Origin of the sequence: Shewanella acanthi (genome assembly GCF_019457475.1) — a bacterium.
GTDB classification, from domain to species: domain Bacteria; phylum Pseudomonadota; class Gammaproteobacteria; order Enterobacterales; family Shewanellaceae; genus Shewanella; species Shewanella acanthi.
Map to the genome: position 1 here is coordinate 3399703 of NZ_CP080413.1, position 16597 is coordinate 3416299.

The window sequence follows — 16597 nt, forward strand, 5'->3', positions numbered from 1 at the left end:
CATGCAGACATCACTAAGAGGCTCCGCCTCGGTAAAACTGGCGGAATTCTTAAAGGTCGCGAACCAAAATATCGCTCTTGCCAAGGCGCAAAACATTCAATTCACTCCGCAATTATTGCGGGAAAATCTGAATAAATTAGCCGCCTTAATGAGTGCAAAACCCGAGGTTAGCTATATCGCCGATAAGGCTTGGCAAGTTGGTGAACGTGAAATCGCTTGCCGAGTCTATAGCCCTTCGCCAGAACAGGCCCTGCCCGTTGTGCTGCACTTTCACGGCGGCGGCCATATGTGCGGCAGTGTGGAGCTGTACGACCCTATTTGTCGTCACTTAGCGAGCATTGCGAACTGCGTTGTGGTCAGTGTGGAATATCGCCTCGCGCCAGAATATCCCTATCCAGCTGGGCTTGAGGATTGTGAACATGCGCTACGCCACTATCAAAGCGTGCTTACCGAGGTGGAGTATCAGCAAGGCGTGAGCATTATGGGCGACAGCGCGGGCGGCGGGATTTGCACAAGCTTAAGTATGCTCAGCCTATCGGATCCTAAGCTTAGGATAGACAAGCAAATATTGGTTTACCCCAGTGTTGATTACACTATGTCGGGCGCGTCTTATCAGAGTAATGGCACGGGATTTTTACTCGAAACCCAACGCGTACAATGGTACTTCGAGCAATATTTCCAAGATGCAGCAAAGGATGCAGAGCTCGTCAAACGAGCCTCGCCCTTGCATGGTGAGATCAACGCTAATCTCCCAAGCACTCTCATCTTTACCGCAGGTTGCGACCCGCTGCGAGACGAGGGGGTAGCCTATGCAAGGGCGTTAACAGCGGCAGGCGTTAAGGTTAAACACCATCAGTTTGAGGATATGATCCACGCCTATATGTTGCTGCAGGATTTAGTGACTGAGGAGTGCCTTGCGACCTATCGACTCATCGCGGAGTTTTTAGCTGAGCCTAAATAGCAGGTTCTAAAGCTAAACCGCTTAAGACCGAACTTATTCTCTCGCCCAATCTCCCTTCAGGCACCTACAAAAGATTCCCTTGGTAGGTGCTTTATTTTATCTAAAACCTAACTATCTGATTTTAAATGATTAAGCTATATTCAAATCTAAGTTAAGTCATTAACTTATTTGCAAAATCAGCTTATTCCTCTTAAATAAGAATGCGCCATGTAAAAATGCAAGGCAGCAAGAAAGGACGAGTATTCGTAAGTAGCTAACACTTTAAAACCAAGGTCTTAACTACCTTAAGGAATAACAATGACTCAATCAACGTGTTCTCAAGCAGCCTCATTTACCCAAGATATCTCCCTTGAAAGGGGCGCTATCTCCCTCGCTAAATCCACCGTTGCGACACTGCAACTTGGCGTTGCCAAGGCCGATGGCAAGTTGACACTCACAGAGGACATTCTTTCCTTTGTGCCCTTTAACCATAGATTGGGATTAGGCCCCTACTGCTTAGCGTTAGATGAGATCCTTTCAGTGGAGCCTTGCTCCGGCAAAGCTGGAGGCATCATCCCCATTACCTATAACGCCATTCGTATCAACTTATCTAACCAGCAATCCTATGAATTTATCCTAGCCGATACGCATAAGTGGCTAGAAACATTAAATTGTGTAATTGGCGACTCATAGGCGAGTAATTGACAATCGAATCCACACAACCAACGTAAAACTGATGTTGAATGTGAGTCCTGTTAAAAGGCGTATAGATAAACCGCGATATATAAAGGCAAAAGCATTAAAGATCTCATCAAAGCAAAAAGGCGAACCAATAGGCTCGCCTTTTCAATTAAATACAACAAGTTAAATCAAGACCATTCCACACGTTTTAACTAGTTAGGGCAATTACCTACCACATAGTAATTTGCCGCAGTATTAGCCAAGGTACTGCTATAGAAAGTGTTATAGAGCCCCATTAATTGACCAGACCCCTTGGCGTAGGCATAACCGCCCGTCGCCGTTGCTCGGCCAGCAACCACATGGGCATAGTTTGATGCCGTAACCTGAGTACATTGATAGGTACCACCGTTTGGCGTGGTATCGCAGGCATTACCTAGACCATCACCGTCATTATCGGCCTGATCCGCATTGGCGACATTCGGGCAGTTATCAAGCCCATCCTCAATACCATCATTGTCACTGTCGGTTGGCTCAGTTGTGCCACCCGTGCTACCAGAACACGCCTGTTGAGGGCCTGCACAGCTCGCAGCACCATCGGCAACCCACTGGCATTGTGACGTGCCCACTGCATATTCACGCATAGTGAACTGGCCTGTACCAAAGGCAAGATAGCAGGCTGAATAACCCACACCCCAGGTAATATGACCTTGGTTAATGTGAAGGTTGTAATCCCCAGTAACGCCCGCATCTATATTGAAGTTAATGCTGTCTTGGCTAGATAACTGAGCACTATCTAGCGCCATGACCGTCGCTAGGTTTGAACCGCCGGGTAAACTACAGGCCTGGGCGCTGTATTGGGTGCCATTGATAGTAGCAGCCACCTGTTGACCAGAACTAAAACTCACTGTGATAGAGGCCAAGTCTTGGTTTACATCGACAACTGTCCCCGTCACGGTCGCACATTCACCAGAGACATTCACCTGAATCCCACTTAAGATAGGCGCCTCATTGGCAGGCTCGGGGCCAACACGCACGGTAAGTTCCGAAGGCACACTCACAGCAGCCACATCATCGGTTGCTTGAACCACCAGCTTGTACAGACCATCACTCAGACTTTGGCTCGAAAGCTGAAAGCTACCATTGGTACCAATACTGCTCGTGCTAAAAATGCCAATCAGGGTTTGCGTCGCACCATCGAGCAGATAAATACTCACCGACACCTGCGTCACGCTGCCATCGCTATCGCTGGCAACACCGCTGATTTCAAGCACGCCAGCATTATCCACCGCAGTAACAGTTGCCAGTGTTGGCAGAGCATTACGGTCAACCCTTAAGTTATTCTCCGCGAAGAATTTACCTAGGTAGGTCGCGAAGTTAATACTATCGTCAGCCACATAATCACCCGATGCACCCGCCCCACCGGACCATGAATGATCTAAGCCATCGAACCACAGCATAGCCACGCGTTTGTTGCTCCACAGCGTTTCCGATGCCGTATGGCCTGAGCCCTCCGACAGGGCATTAGTGCCACTTAACTTAGTTACGCCATAGACGTTGGCAAAACCATCGGCGTTCTGCTGGTTATAGCAAGTGTTCACTGTGGTATCGGCCTTGCCATGACCAATCACGGCTAACTGAGTCCCCAAATAACTCTTAAAGCTGCCTGCGTAGGATTCACAGCGTGATTTAAAGGTCGAAGTCGACACGGTTTCACAGGTAGAGATCGCCCCATTCGAACTCGTACCTATGCTTGGCCCCGCGCTCGATGCCAGCCCCGCAAACACATCGGGAGCCACACAGGCGGTTTGCATCGCCATCGCCGCGCCAGAGGAGAGACCCGCAATATAGACCTGAGTCGGGTCGATATGACGGTTAGCATCGCCAGACAGGGCATTCGCCAAATTAATCAGATTTTTATAATCTCCAGATGTCCGATTAATGGTGCCCTGCCAGTAGGACCAGCAACTATAGCCCGCCTTGTTCATCGCATCGGGTACGGCAATCACCATACCGTGGGCTTCGGCGGCTTGTTCAAGGTTTGCAGTCAGATAATTGTTGATAGGTTGCACACATCCATGTAGCACTAACATCAGTGCCTTGCCATTGCCCACCTTACTGTCAGTATCGGGAGTGTAAATATGTACTTTGTTGAAACCACCAATGGCTACGTTTTGCTGCCAACTTCCGGCGTACGTCAGGGTAGAAAAAAGCCCAATAACCATAACGAGAAATTGGGCTGCGAGACACGATTTATTCCATTTCATTATTATCACCTTTAAGGTTGTTTTTGTTTGAAAATAGACATCAAACCAAACCTAGGTGATTCATTCCTAAACGGATATGGGTCTTTAGAGGTAGAAGTAATGCTAACTCATTGCGTTTAAAACTATTGTGCAGTCCAAGCACCATCCATTGCTAACGAGGCGCCAGTTATACCCCTTGCGGCACTGCCACATAAAAACAGCACAAACTCACCAATCTGACGTGGGTCTAACATTTCGGGTAAGGGCTGCTTAGCGGTCACTAATTGATATTTAGCTTCGTCGTAGCTTAAGCCTTTATTTTCGGCTATGGCTTCAATTTGCTTGTTAATCAGCGGCGTATCGACCCAACCTGGGCAAATCGCGTTTACGGTAATGCCCTGCTCGGCGCATTCAATGGCAACCACCTTAGTTAATCCCACAATGCCATGTTTAGCGGCGCAGTAAGCGGCCTTATTTACTGAGGCAACTAAGCCATGTACCGAGGCGATATTGATGATCCTGCCCCAGCGTTTTTCTGCCATCGCAGGCAACACTTTTTGAATCGTATGAAACGCCGACGACAGGTTAATGGCGATAATGTCGTTCCATTTATCGATCGGGAAATTCGCCACATTCTCGGTGTGCTGAATACCGGCGTTGTTCACCAAAATATCAATACTGCCCAAGGCCTTCACACCCGCATCCATAAAGTCATGTATGCTTTTAGCATCCCGTAAATCGGCATTACTGAAGAAGGTCTTGATATGGTATTGCTCGGCAAAATCGGCCGCGAGGATCGCGCCTTCAACATCAGACATCAATCCATGTAGCAGTAAATTACAACCCTGTTCCGCCAGCACATGGGCGGTGGCCAAGCCAATACCACTTGTTGAGCCCGTTATCAGCGCGACTCTGCCCTTTAACGTTGTTTGTCCCTCAGACATAGACCTTGCCTCCTCAGCAACATCGCAATTCCATTAAGGTATCTGTGATTGGCTGCGCCGTTAAACACTGTCATCAACCCCACCCGTTGTAGACGCGTTGTTTACCCATAGCTCACAGCCAATCACAGAGATATTTTCATACCCTCAGAATAGTGCAATCGAAGCGGTTTTTATTTGGCACCTTAGTACCATAGGAGCGACAGGCAAATTAAGTAATAGTAACGCCACTACTTTCAACTACACGTTTTAACCAAACGTAAGAGAGCACTCCATGTCTGGATTTAATAAGGTCGTTACTAGCTACGCCGAGGCGTTGGCGGGACTCGAAGATGGGATGACGGTGATTGCCGGTGGCTTTGGCCTTTGTGGCATTCCTGAAAACCTCATAAAAGAAATCAAACACAAAGGCACCAGAAACCTGACCCTTGTGTCCAATAACTGCGGCACGACCGAATACGGACTTGGGATCTTATTGGTTGATAAGCAAATTAAAAAAATGATCGCCTCCTATGTGGGTGAAAATGCAAACTTCGAAGCGCAGATGATGTCCGGCGAGCTTGAAGTCGAGCTAACCCCACAGGGCACGCTAGCCGAAAAAATGCGCGCCGCAGGTGCCGGTATTCCCGCCTTTTATACTGCTACGGGCTACGGCACCGATGTGGCCGAAGGTAAAGAGGTTAAAGAATTTAATGGCCGCCATTACATCCTCGAAGAGTCCATCACGGGTGACTTTGCCATAGTCAAAGCTTGGAAGGCGGACACCTTCGGCAATCTGGTCTTTCGTAAAACGGCGCGTAACTTCAACCCGCTGGCCGCAACGGCGGGCAAAATCACTGTGGTTGAAGTGGAGGAAATCGTCGAGCCGGGTCAATTAGATCCCGATGAAATCCACCTTCCCGGCATCTATGTCGACCGCCTCATTCAAGGCACCTTCGAGAAGCGCATCGAGCAGATGACCACTCGTCCAGCAGATAAATAGGAATTTCGCCATGGCACTAACTAGAGAACAATTGGCGATGCGCGTCGCCCAAGAACTCCAAGACGGTTACTACGTTAACCTCGGTATCGGCATTCCAACGCTCGTGGCCAACTATATTCCCGAAGGAATTGAGGTAATGCTGCAGTCTGAAAATGGTCTCCTCGGTATGGGGCCTTTCCCGACACCCGATGAAGTAGATGCCGATTTAATCAATGCAGGCAAACAAACCGTGACTATGGCAACGGGGGCGGCAGTATTCGACTCGGCGGAATCCTTTGCCATGATCCGTGGCGGCCATGTGGACTTAACCGTGCTAGGCGCCTTCGAGGTCGATACCCAAGGCAATATCGCTTCCTATATGATCCCAGGCAAACTGATTAAGGGTATGGGCGGCGCGATGGATTTGGTGGCAGGTGCCGACAATATTATCGTCACTATGACCCATGCTTCTAAGCATGGTGAATCTAAGCTGTTAACCCATTGCACCCTGCCATTAACGGGTAAGGGTTGCATTAAGAAGGTGCTCACAGATCTCGCCTTTATCGAAATCAAAGAAGGTAAATTCCATCTGCTTGAGCGCGCCCCGGGGGTGAGTGTCGAGGAGATTATTAAACTCACGGCGGGTGAATTAGTGGTACCTGAGCATGTGCCCGAGATGGTGTTTAGCTAAACATTATCAACAGTGAAAATGGGATACCTAGGTATCCCTTTTTTATGTCACCCGTAGCTTAAAAACTGAGCTTCGCTACTGCCACTTTGCTTGGAGAGCAAACTCAGCGCTAACCTCTGTTATTTAAGCCAACCGACGACGCAGCTCACGGCTAGCCTCAACCATGTTTTTTAAGGCGGGCTCCACCTCGGCCCAAGTGCGGGTCTTTAAACCGCAGTCGGGATTGACCCAAAGCTGTCTTGGAGGAATTTTCTGCGCCGCCTTCTCGATTAACTGCACCATAGCGGCCACCGTCGGGATATTCGGGGAATGGATATCGTAAACCCCAGGGCCGATTTCATTTGGATATGCAAAATCCTCAAAGGCATTGAGCAGCTCCATCCGAGAACGCGAGGTTTCGATGGTAATCACGTCGGCATCCATTGCGGCAATGGCCGCGATAGTGTCGTTAAACTCGCTGTAACACATATGGGTATGAATTTGGGTTTCATCCACAACGCCGGCCGCACTCAGCTTAAAGGCTTTCACCGCCCAGTCTAAGTAAGCTTGCCAGTCGCTTTGCTTAAGCGGCAGACCTTCACGAAATGCGGGCTCATCGATTTGAATAATGCCAATCCCTGCATTCTGTAAATCCACCACTTCATCACGAATCGCCAGTGCCAATTGGGTCGCAATGGTATCTCGACTAATATCTTCACGGGCAAAGGACCAATGCAGAATCGTCACTGGACCTGTTAACATGCCCTTGACGGGCTTATCCGTGAGACTCTGTGCAAACACCGCCCAATCCACAGTCATCGCCTTTGGACGACTCACATCACCATAAATCAACGGTGGTTTGACGCAGCGGGAACCATAACTCTGTACCCACCCCTGTAGGGTAAAACCAACACCTTCGAGTTTCTCACCGAAGTATTCCACCATGTCATTACGCTCGGCTTCACCGTGCACTAATACATCGATGCCGAGTTTAAGCTGGCAGTTAATGGTATCGCGGGTAACCTGCTGTAATTGCTCTGTATATTGCGTATCGTTAAGCTCACCCTTGCGCCAGCGGCTACGCAGCCCACGAATTGCCGGCGTTTGTGGGAAAGAACCTATGGTAGTCGTTGGCAATAATGGCAGGCGATACTTACGCTGCTGCACGGCTTGCCGAACGCTAAAATCACTGCGGCGTTGATAATCGTTCTGAGTCAGCGCCTTAACCCTTGCGATTACCCTATTGTCCGCCGCTAATGCTTTTGCTTCACGGCGCGCGGTGCATTGAGCAATAATCTCCATGGCCGCCTTAGAGTCGCCATCCTGCAACAATAAACGCACCTTCGCCAGCTCATCGAGTTTTTGCTTAGCAAAGGCCAGTTGCTGTCTAAGCGCTGGAGCCAGTTTTGTTTCAGCATCCAAATCCACAGGGCTATGCAGTAGTGAGCAAGAAGTTCCAATCCACAGGCGCGATCCTAAATCACGTGCGATAGCACCAATCCGTTGCGCAATCTCGTCAACTTCGGCCGCCCATACATTTCGACCGTTTACCACCCCGAGCGAGAGAATTTGATCTTGCCCTAAGGCGTTGGCAAATAAAGGAAGTTGCTCTGGCGCCGTTACTAAATCGAGATGTAACCCAGCTACGGGTAATCGCGAGACTAAGCCCTGATGATGGGCAATGCTGCCGTAGTAGCTGGTGAGTAAAATTTTCACCTTGGCAGTTTTAACTGCCTCATAAGCATCGGTGATGGCGTCTTGCCACTCTTTAGTTAATTCCAATGCCAGAATGGGCTCTTCGAGCTGCACCCAAGTCACACCAAGGGCTGAGAAACGCTCAAGAATGTCAGTATAAGTCTTTAATAAATTTGGTAATAAACTCAGCTTATCGAAGTCCTGACCCACGGTTTTACTTAAATACAAGTAGCTGACTGGCCCAAGTAGCGCAGGCTTTGGTTGATAGCCTAATGCCTTCGCCTCTGCGACTTCATCGAAGAGCTGTTCATAGGCGATAGAAAACACCTGCCCCGCCGACAACTCAGGTACTAAGTAGTGGTAGTTAGTATTGAAATACTTTGTCATTTCAGAGGCTGGAGCATCCTGCCCCGTTGGCGCGCGGCCACGGGCTACGCGAAATAAGGTATCGAGATCGATAGGACCATCGCCACGGTGACGCGCAGGAATAGCATTTAAGGTTGCACTGAGGGTGAGCACTTGATCGTAAAAGGCAAAATCCCCCACAACCACCTGCTCAACACCCGCCTCGGCCTGCCATTGCCAGTGGCGTTGACGCAGAGTTGCAGCCTGTGCCAGCAACTGCGTCTGTGTGCTTTCCCCACGCCAGTATTTCTCTAAGGCAAATTTTAATTCACGACGACGCCCGATACGGGGAAACCCCAGACAATTTAATTGCATATTCCATCTTCCTTTATTTGAGAACAACATAATTCAGCTCATTTCTATCCCGTCTATGACCCCGCCACTTTTCAGCATGAAATCTGGATAAAATGACAATAGGCGTCTGGACGTCTAGAAGTTTATTGTGATAGTCTCTGTATCAGCAACCGAATTGATTTCAAGCGCAATATGAGCAAATTTCACTTGGAGTAGTCATGATTGAATTAAGACACCTGCGAACTTTAATGGCACTAAAGGAAAGTGGCAGCCTTGCAGGGGCGGCCAAGAAACGCTTTGTCACTCAATCGGCGCTCTCCCATCAAATTAAAGAATTAGAGCAACGCATTAATTCGCCAATTTTTGTGCGTAAGAGTAAACCGCTTTCTTTTACTCAAGAGGGTGCGCGCCTGCTGCACTTGGCAGAGGAAATCTTGCCAAAAGTGTTTGAAACCGAATCGGATTTAAAGAACGGCCTAGATAACGAAATTAATCAACTCAGAGTCGGCATTGAATGCCACAGCTGTTTTCGCTGGCTAATGCCGGTGATGGAAAAATTCAAACAGCTCTACCCAGAAGCCGAGTTGGATTTATCGAGCCGCCACCTGTTCGACTCCCTTAACGCCCTCGAAATGGGTGAGCTGGATATAGTGTTGACCTCGGATCCTGTGCCTGGACATTCGCTTGCCTATCAGCACTTATTTGATTTTGAAGTAAAACTAGTTGTTGCCAAGGATCATCCACTGGCACATGAGGCCTATGTTACCCCTAAACAATTAGCCCAGTTACCCATCATCAGCTACCCAGTGCCGCTTGAGCGCTTGGATCTCTATCGTCACTTTTTAGAGCCCGCAGGGGTCGAAGCTGGCGAGCAAAAGACCTGCGACCTCACCATGATGTTACTGCAGCGTATCGCCTGTAAAGACGGTATCGCTGCGCTACCAAATTGGTCAATTAATGAAGGACATGGTCTCAGTCTGAGCTTGGTAAAACTCGGGCAGGAGGGCTTAAAACGGCCACTCTTTGGCGCCTATCGCCGTGGCAGTACCAATTCGGCACTGGTGCAAAAATGGCTGCAATTGGTCACAAGTTCAGGCGCAACCTATCAGCAAAAAACTAATTGAATTTAAGATCAAAAAAGCCTGCGATTGCAGGCTTTTTACGTTTAAGCGGATAAGACACTTAAAGCGGGTTGAGCAGCATGCCACGTTTAGACAATACACGGCGCAGGATTAATCCCGGTGAATTGGCATTACGGGTCTGACGCAGGTTATGGGCTATCATAAATTCCTGACGCAGATCCTGATCCAAATCTAAGGCTTCGAAGGCTTCAATCGTCAGCGTCTGTTGCTGATTATCGATCAAGGTTTTAATCACGCTCAAGGGGAAGGATTCTTCCGAACTGGCATTTAAGTAGGCAAAGGCGGTTAACGCGATGATCTGACCGAATACGCTAAACAGTGCCAAGGTTTGCACCTCGTCGGCATCCACCTTGATATCCGGCATATCGATTAGGCTATCTACCGCATCGGTGGCAATATTTTCTGTCAGTTTCCAATATCCCTGAACCAACTTCTTATAGGGTTGAGGTAATTCATCCAAGCGCTCTCTTAAATAGAAAGTAAACGCATAGCGGTAGATGTTCACTTGACCTAAACGGATCAAGGCATCCTTCAAAGAACGTGATTTGGGATTCACCACACCAGAGGCTTGCGCCGAGTTGCTACGCATCAGCATGTGAGCAGCAAGAGCCGGATCGCTCGATACGATATCGATAACATTACGAATATCGCCCTCCGCGAGGATCGCCTTTTTGAGTGGAATTAAGATCCCACGGCGACCAATCACTTGCTCTTCATTCGCAATGATGGCTCTCACTTGAGTAAAAACCTGTTGCTCAAGATCTGTCATAAGACGCTTTATACCTATTAATTAGCATTAAGATAATTCGATTTGCGCTCACATCATACCCAATCTGCAAAGAATTTCAGCCCTCAGACAAAGATTAATTTAACCCTTTCAAGGGCAGTAAGGCGATTTAACCTCGATGGCCTTACCTTAGGCACGTATCCAGCAACCCAATTTGAGTACAAAGGCGTGTGAGCAGTGGGCCGATACAGAGTGAACTATAGCACTAGCAATCACTTAGCCCATAAACACTATAGGGTTAAGTGATACAGAATTCATCCCCTAAAAAGCGATTTATGCGACAGTTTGAAGAGATTTTTTCAAGGGGATAAAAATTAGCCACTCAATGATGAGTGGCTAATCGATGGTGCAGATTTTAGAAGCGATAACCGAGTGTCAGACGCACATCGCGGCCACGGCCAGAGTAATAGCTGTCTCCCCAATCGCCACCAAAGTAACCTGAGCTAACATAGTCCTTATCCAGCAAGTTATCGACTCTCAAACTCGCCTGCCAAGCATCACGCTGATAATTAACGGCGGCATTTGCAAGCACATAACCACCGAGTTTTTGCCCCTCATTGGCATTATCACCCTCGATAAAACGCTCACCGGTATACACTGCCTCGGTAAACAGTTGGAAATGCTCAGCAAAATCAAGGCTCAAATAGCCACGACCAGAATGCTCCGCCACCCAAGAAAGCTTGTTGCCATCGTTAAGCCCAGCGGTAAATTCGGCATCCACATAGTGGTATTCGAGTCCGACTAACCAAGCGTTAGCAAGTTGCCAATCCCAATCCACACTCGCACCGTAACGGCGAGATGCATCGGCATTCACATTAGCCCCAAGGAACGTCCCCCCCGTGGGTGTATTGGCACTCGGATCGAAGACAATTTCATCCTTAAGATCCAATTGATACAAACTCAGCTTTAGGGTTTGGCTTTGACCAATCCAATCCCAACCCGCTTCATAGGATTCACCTGTCTGGGGTTTAAGTCCATAGACATCGCTTGGGGTATAGGCCTGTTCATCTACTTTGGCAAAGCGGAAATTTTGATCGTAACGAATATAGAATCGCTGCTCGGCGTTAGGACGATAGTTAAGGCCAAATTCTAGGGCGCTGGCATCTTCATCTAAATCGATACCATTAGGATAAGCCGCGCCATCGACAAGCTCATCACTCACTTCAGCGTAACGTCCGCCCACCACGTAATTGAGTGTTTGGCTAAGCGGCACTGTCGCCTGTAGATAGACACTTTGTAGCCGCTGTTCATTACTACGCGCCGAGCTGTGAAATTCCGCCTTGCCACGACTGATATCAAGGCCAGTCACCAGATTAAGCTCGCCCTGACGCGTGGTGTAATGACCTACGGCTTTTGGGCTAAACATCAGTAATGAACGGGTGTTACGGCTGTTTGTTCCCCAGTTTAGGGAAGTGACTAAGGTGTCGCTGTAATCCACATCGGCCTGCAGCGACCAATGTTGGTTGAGCTGATGCTGGTATGCCGAGCGCAGCGCCGTGGTCATCTGGTGCACGTACTCGCTGCTATTCCATGAAAAACGTGGGTCTTGCTTAAATTCATCCTCGGTTAAAGAACCTGGATTCTCACGGTCATCGTCGTAATAACTGCTCTCGACCATAAACATATCAGTTGCGGTTTTATATTGAATGCGGCCTAGGATAGAACCGGTTTCGTTAGCATTATGATCGCGGTAGTTATCGCCCTGATTGTAATTAGCGCTGAGATAGTAATGCCAGTTGTCATTAATTGCGCCAGAGATATCGCCGCGGCCTTCATAGGTATTAAAGCTGCCGCCCGATAACTGCACACTGCCAGCCGTATTTTCAGGGGACCTAGTGACAATATTAATCACCCCGCCCACCGCTTGGTCGCCGTAGAGCACGCCGGCGCTGCCGGATAATATTTCAATACGTTCGATAAGATTGAGTGGAATCGCATTCAGACTCGGGGCCGCAATATCGATATTATTCAGGCGGCGACCATCGAGTAAAATCAGCGTGTTATTCACCGCCGTACTGGCACTAAAACCGCGCATAGCATAGCTGGTGCCGACGTTGTTATCCGAAACTTGAATCCCGCTCTGGCCACGAAGCACTTCGGTAAGACTCGTCGCGCCGCTCATTTCAATGTCAGCCGAGTCGATGACATTCACATTGGCGGCAATGTTCAATGGCAGCGTGTCGGCGCGGCCAATAACGACTAAATGTTCGTCGATTTTTGAAGCTTCGAGCTCGTCGGCAAGGGCTTGGGGTGCACTTAATGCCAGAGTGGAAAGACTGCCAAGAAGCAGCGCGATTTTAGTTGGTTTGGTTCCCATTTTACCTTTAACTCCTGCAAGGAAAACGGGGCATTAACGCCACGATATTGAATTATCAGTCTCAATAAACTGATTTATCGCGTTTTGAGATCTGCCCACCGAAATCTCAAAAACACCTTTAGGGCCGGTCTCCGGACTTTGGCTATATCGACGCTTACGCTTCGATGCAAGACTCACCTTTTTTACATTCACATCGCAGCGCCGTCATTGGCACCACTCTGAAAGCGGCAGTCTCTCACCATTTACCGTTGCGGGGGCAGTGCCAGACTTTCACTGGCTTCCCGATTATCTTACGTCTTAACGTAAGCACCACAGAAGGTTGACGAACATAACACAGGCGCATACCAGAATTAGCTGCGAAAAAACCTGTGATTTGGCCTATATCATAGCACCAAAGTCGCGCATTATAGACGTCTATATGGATAAATGTCCACGAATGCAGACAAGTTAAGTGTTTTTGAGCCAAATTGGATAATGAAAACACTCAGTAAAAGATGAGCTAAACAATAATGCCCTATAAAAACTAACAAAAAAGCAGCTACTCAAGCTGCTTTTTTGTGGAGCCAAAGGTGGAGATCACCTGGCTATAGACTTATTCTTCGTCGAATTCGTCATCTTCATCGTCAAAATCGTCGCCATCGGTCGCAGCTTCTGCCGCCAATGCCGCTGCTAATTTTGCTTTAGCTTGCTTCTCGTCGCGACGCTTGTTGCGCTCGGCTAAAGTGCTAACAAACACTTGAAGCTCGGTTTGACCCCAAGCTTGTGCTTCTGCCTCGGTCGCAAAACCATCATGGCTCTTAGACACGACAGTTTTAGTCGATGTCATACGACGGGTGATTTCAGTCTTCCAACCGGTTTCAGTTTGGGTTACGCGAAAATCGTACTTTTTACCCTTGCTCATTCTGCTCTATTTCCTAAATGATGCTTACCACGTTTGTCTTATCAAGCGGTACAAGCGCTCATCATAAAACAAAAGGAGCGCAGTTTACTTGATTTCGGCGAAGAAAGAGAGATTGCGAGAAAAAATTCCTCGCAAAATCGGCTCTGCTACAAGTTTATGCCAACTGAAGACTTTGTCCTGAATTAAATTGGGTTATTTGTAATGAATGCCATATCGCACATAAAGTGGCATAGGACCTAACGAAATAAGCTAAACAAAGAAATGACTTAGATAAAATGGGCAATAAAAATGCCTGCCAAGCGCGGTACACTCAGGCAGGCATTTACGCAACTTCATTAATCCCTTGGGATTACTTAAACAGGTGCTGAATGTTCTTCAGATCGCCTTTGCCCTCGGCAATTTCCTCAGGCGTCAAACCAGTCACTTCGTGTGGGAACACCAACCAATCCTCAGAGGCATGGATATAGTAATCGGGTTTTAACGGCACCGCAGTGTTCTTTGGCTTGTAATATGGGCAAGCGATACGGATATCATGTGGCATGTTTAAGCGCATCAGCTGGCTTAATTTTTCTTTCAATGCATGGATGCTACGTCCCGAATCGAACACGTCGTCGACGATCAGCAAGCTGTCACTGGCGTTAGCATTTTCAATGATATAGTGCAGACCGTGCACTTTGATTTCTTTGCTTTGCTTGTCGGTACCTATGCCGTAATAGGAAGAAGTACGTACTGCGATATGGTCGGTTTCGACTTTCTTGAAGTCGAAGAATTCTTGAACCGCGATACCGATTGGAGCGCCGCCACGCCAAATACCTACGATGAATTGTGGACGAAAGCCACTTTCATAAACCTGCGAAGCCAATAAAAATGAATCTTCGAGCAGTTGTTGCGCGGTAATAAAATACTTTTCTGACATGACACCGTCCCCATCTTATTTAGTTATGTTAGGCAGTAAAGCGATGCTTTGACCTAGTAAGGTATGTTCGGCGTCCAAAACACGAGAACAGCATTCCCCTAACAAAGTCCTAACAGGCGCAGGAGTGAGGTAGCCGCCGAATTTTGGGAGCGCATTCTATACCAAAAAAAAGCTGCTTGCTGCAGTAATAGCGCAATTCTTCAGTTCTTTGTTCAGAATATTTTGCATATTTAGGACGAAACTAACAAAAAGGCCACCTTAGGTGGCCTGATGGCACATTCCAGTATAGAACTTTCGGCGAAACGGTACACAGTGTTTGGTAAAAGGCTTACGCCATTTCAAGCTTAGGCGCCGTTGGAATGCGAGTGAAACGTTGCCAACTGCCAGAGCGCCAGCGACGCACCATAATCAGTCCTCGTATCCATTCATCGGCAGCCACGGCAAGCCAGGCAGCCAATACCCCGTAGCCCAAATGCAAACCAAACAGCCAAGCAGAAAGTACCCCTATCCCCCACATACTGAATAAGCCAACTCGTACAGGGAAGGCAACATCACCAGCCCCCTTAAGAGCAGAAATAATAACAAGGTTGAATACACGGCCAGTTTCTAAGGCGATAGAACCTAGCAGTAACAAAGCCGTTAACTTAATCACTTCGTCATTTTCACTCAGCCAACCAACGATAGTGAACCGCTGCCAATAGAAGGCTAAAACGATGGCAAGCGAGGCCGCAAAGCCGACCATGCAGTATTTTTGTACTCGCACAGTAATTTCTTCAAACCACTGTTTTCCAATGTAATAACCGGTCTGTATTTGCGATGCCTGACCTAGGGCCACCGCAAAACAGTAAATAAAGCGACTGATGTTCAGACCATAGGTGTAAGCGGTTAGCGACAGCGTGCCCATCTGGCTTATAAAATAAATAATGGTCATTTGCGCCATGTTGTATGACAGCATTTCGCCTGCGTTGAGTAGCCCTAGGCGCAGCACGCTCCAGTAGGTCTCGCGGGGTAATGACTTTAATCTTTGCATCGGTAATGCAATACGTTTTTGCTTAATCACAACAAGCATGATTAGCGCACCGATCATCTGGCTAGTCACGGTAGAAATTGCCACACCAGTGACGCCGTAAATGGGTAATCCAAAGGGAGAATAGAGGGCAATATAGTTACCCAATACGTTGATAAGTCCAGTACTTAGAGTAACGAACATGGCAGAACGAGTATAACCGTAGCTACGCAGAATTGCGGCAAAGGCAATGTTCATTACCAAACCAACGCTTAAGCTGCCGCAAATCCACAGATAATCGTTAGCAAAACCGGCAACCTCATCCTCTAAGGTAAATAACCCAATAATACCATGGGCACCAAAGTACATGGCCGTGCCCATCATGGCTGCTAAGCCCAAGCTTAGGGCAACACTGGCAACCCCAATATCCGTCGCCTGCAGCGTCTTACCCGCCCCGTTGTTCTGGCTGATGAGAATACTGGCGCCCGTGCTCACCATCATCGACATCACCATCATAAAGAACATCAGCTGAGTCGTGAGGCCTACGGCAGCTACCGCCTTATCGGAGAAATGACTCAGCATCAAAATATCGCTGATGCCGAGCAGCGATTGTAGCAAGGTCTCGATAAATATCGGCCAAGTGAGGGCAAAGATACCCATACGTTGCTGCATAGTTTTAGGGGGTTTGGCCACGTTTT

Annotated in this window: 13 protein-coding genes and 1 riboswitch; of the genes, 5 read left to right on the forward strand and 8 right to left on the reverse strand. The window is 48.1% G+C overall.

Annotated features, from left to right (window positions below; all coding sequences use genetic code 11):
- The first annotated feature begins 1 nt into the window (after position 1).
- Positions 2-961 (forward strand): alpha/beta hydrolase, encoded by a 960-nt coding sequence (locus K0H61_RS14570; protein ID WP_220050209.1) that lies wholly within the window; start codon positions 2-4, stop codon positions 959-961.
- 297 nt (positions 962-1258) lie between these two features.
- Entirely contained in the window at positions 1259-1633 is a 375-nt protein-coding gene (locus tag K0H61_RS14575) for a hypothetical protein (RefSeq protein WP_258405957.1), read from the forward strand.
- A 200-nt stretch (positions 1634-1833) separates the two neighbouring features.
- Here K0H61_RS14575 and K0H61_RS14580 read toward each other — a convergent pair whose 3' ends face one another.
- Together K0H61_RS14580 and K0H61_RS14585 are read right to left on the reverse strand one after the other, a co-directional pair.
- The gene (locus K0H61_RS14580; RefSeq protein WP_220050210.1) at positions 1834-3885 is read right to left on the reverse strand and encodes an extracellular catalytic domain type 1 short-chain-length polyhydroxyalkanoate depolymerase; all 2052 of its coding nucleotides are present in this window, start codon (positions 3883-3885) and stop codon (positions 1834-1836) included.
- A gap of 122 nt (positions 3886-4007) precedes the next feature.
- Positions 4008-4808 (reverse strand): 3-hydroxybutyrate dehydrogenase, encoded by an 801-nt coding sequence (locus K0H61_RS14585; RefSeq protein ID WP_220050211.1) that lies wholly within the window; start codon positions 4806-4808, stop codon positions 4008-4010.
- A gap of 271 nt (positions 4809-5079) precedes the next feature.
- Here K0H61_RS14585 and K0H61_RS14590 point away from each other — a divergent pair, with 271 nt between their 5' ends.
- The gene (locus K0H61_RS14590; RefSeq protein WP_220050212.1) at positions 5080-5787 is read left to right on the forward strand and encodes a CoA transferase subunit A; all 708 of its coding nucleotides are present in this window, start codon (positions 5080-5082) and stop codon (positions 5785-5787) included.
- A gap of 10 nt (positions 5788-5797) precedes the next feature.
- A complete protein-coding gene (locus tag K0H61_RS14595) occupies positions 5798-6457 on the forward strand; it encodes a 3-oxoacid CoA-transferase subunit B (RefSeq protein ID WP_220050213.1) in 660 nt (219 codons plus the stop codon).
- 123 nt (positions 6458-6580) lie between these two features.
- Here the strand turns inward: K0H61_RS14595 and metE are convergent, their stop codons facing one another.
- Positions 6581-8851 carry a 5-methyltetrahydropteroyltriglutamate--homocysteine S-methyltransferase gene (gene metE / locus K0H61_RS14600; RefSeq protein ID WP_220050214.1) on the reverse strand — a complete coding sequence of 757 codons (2271 nt, stop codon included), beginning with the start codon at positions 8849-8851 and terminating at the stop codon, positions 6581-6583.
- Between the two features lie 197 nt (positions 8852-9048).
- Between metE and K0H61_RS14605 the strand changes: the two genes are divergently transcribed.
- Complete coding sequence (locus K0H61_RS14605; protein WP_220050215.1) at positions 9049-9954, forward strand: LysR family transcriptional regulator; 906 nt, start codon at positions 9049-9051, stop codon at positions 9952-9954.
- Positions 9955-10012: 58 nt separating this feature from the next.
- Here the strand turns inward: K0H61_RS14605 and K0H61_RS14610 are convergent, their stop codons facing one another.
- The 5 genes from K0H61_RS14610 to K0H61_RS14630 all read right to left on the reverse strand — a co-directional run bounded on the left by K0H61_RS14610 (position 10013) and on the right by K0H61_RS14630 (position 16592).
- A complete protein-coding gene (locus tag K0H61_RS14610) occupies positions 10013-10741 on the reverse strand; it encodes an HDOD domain-containing protein (protein WP_220050216.1) in 729 nt (242 codons plus the stop codon).
- 373 nt (positions 10742-11114) lie between these two features.
- Positions 11115-13076, reverse strand: coding sequence for a TonB-dependent receptor (locus tag K0H61_RS14615; protein WP_220050217.1), 1962 nt, complete (start codon positions 13074-13076; stop codon positions 11115-11117).
- Positions 13077-13181: 105 nt separating this feature from the next.
- Positions 13182-13405: riboswitch (cobalamin riboswitch) on the reverse strand.
- Positions 13406-13668: 263 nt separating this feature from the next.
- Positions 13669-13977, reverse strand: coding sequence for a DUF3622 domain-containing protein (locus tag K0H61_RS14620; RefSeq protein ID WP_220050218.1), 309 nt, complete (start codon positions 13975-13977; stop codon positions 13669-13671).
- A gap of 349 nt (positions 13978-14326) precedes the next feature.
- Complete coding sequence (locus K0H61_RS14625) at positions 14327-14893, reverse strand: phosphoribosyltransferase (RefSeq protein WP_220050219.1); 567 nt, start codon at positions 14891-14893, stop codon at positions 14327-14329.
- Between the two features lie 328 nt (positions 14894-15221).
- Positions 15222-16592 carry an MATE family efflux transporter gene (locus tag K0H61_RS14630; RefSeq protein ID WP_220050220.1) on the reverse strand — a complete coding sequence of 457 codons (1371 nt, stop codon included), beginning with the start codon at positions 16590-16592 and terminating at the stop codon, positions 15222-15224.
- Positions 16593-16597 lie beyond the last annotated feature (5 nt).

Coding starts and splice junctions, on each gene's coding strand:
- K0H61_RS14570 (WP_220050209.1), top strand. CDS start 2: ATGCAGACATCACTAAGAGGCTCCGCCTCGGTAAAACTGGCGGAATTC.
- K0H61_RS14575 (WP_258405957.1), top strand. CDS start 1,259: ATGACTCAATCAACGTGTTCTCAAGCAGCCTCATTTACCCAAGATATC.
- K0H61_RS14580 (WP_220050210.1), bottom strand. CDS start 3,885: ATGAAATGGAATAAATCGTGTCTCGCAGCCCAATTTCTCGTTATGGTT.
- K0H61_RS14585 (WP_220050211.1), bottom strand. CDS start 4,808: ATGTCTGAGGGACAAACAACGTTAAAGGGCAGAGTCGCGCTGATAACG.
- K0H61_RS14590 (WP_220050212.1), top strand. CDS start 5,080: ATGTCTGGATTTAATAAGGTCGTTACTAGCTACGCCGAGGCGTTGGCG.
- K0H61_RS14595 (WP_220050213.1), top strand. CDS start 5,798: ATGGCACTAACTAGAGAACAATTGGCGATGCGCGTCGCCCAAGAACTC.
- metE (WP_220050214.1), bottom strand. CDS start 8,851: ATGCAATTAAATTGTCTGGGGTTTCCCCGTATCGGGCGTCGTCGTGAA.
- K0H61_RS14605 (WP_220050215.1), top strand. CDS start 9,049: ATGATTGAATTAAGACACCTGCGAACTTTAATGGCACTAAAGGAAAGT.
- K0H61_RS14610 (WP_220050216.1), bottom strand. CDS start 10,741: ATGACAGATCTTGAGCAACAGGTTTTTACTCAAGTGAGAGCCATCATT.
- K0H61_RS14615 (WP_220050217.1), bottom strand. CDS start 13,076: ATGGGAACCAAACCAACTAAAATCGCGCTGCTTCTTGGCAGTCTTTCC.
- K0H61_RS14620 (WP_220050218.1), bottom strand. CDS start 13,977: ATGAGCAAGGGTAAAAAGTACGATTTTCGCGTAACCCAAACTGAAACC.
- K0H61_RS14625 (WP_220050219.1), bottom strand. CDS start 14,893: ATGTCAGAAAAGTATTTTATTACCGCGCAACAACTGCTCGAAGATTCA.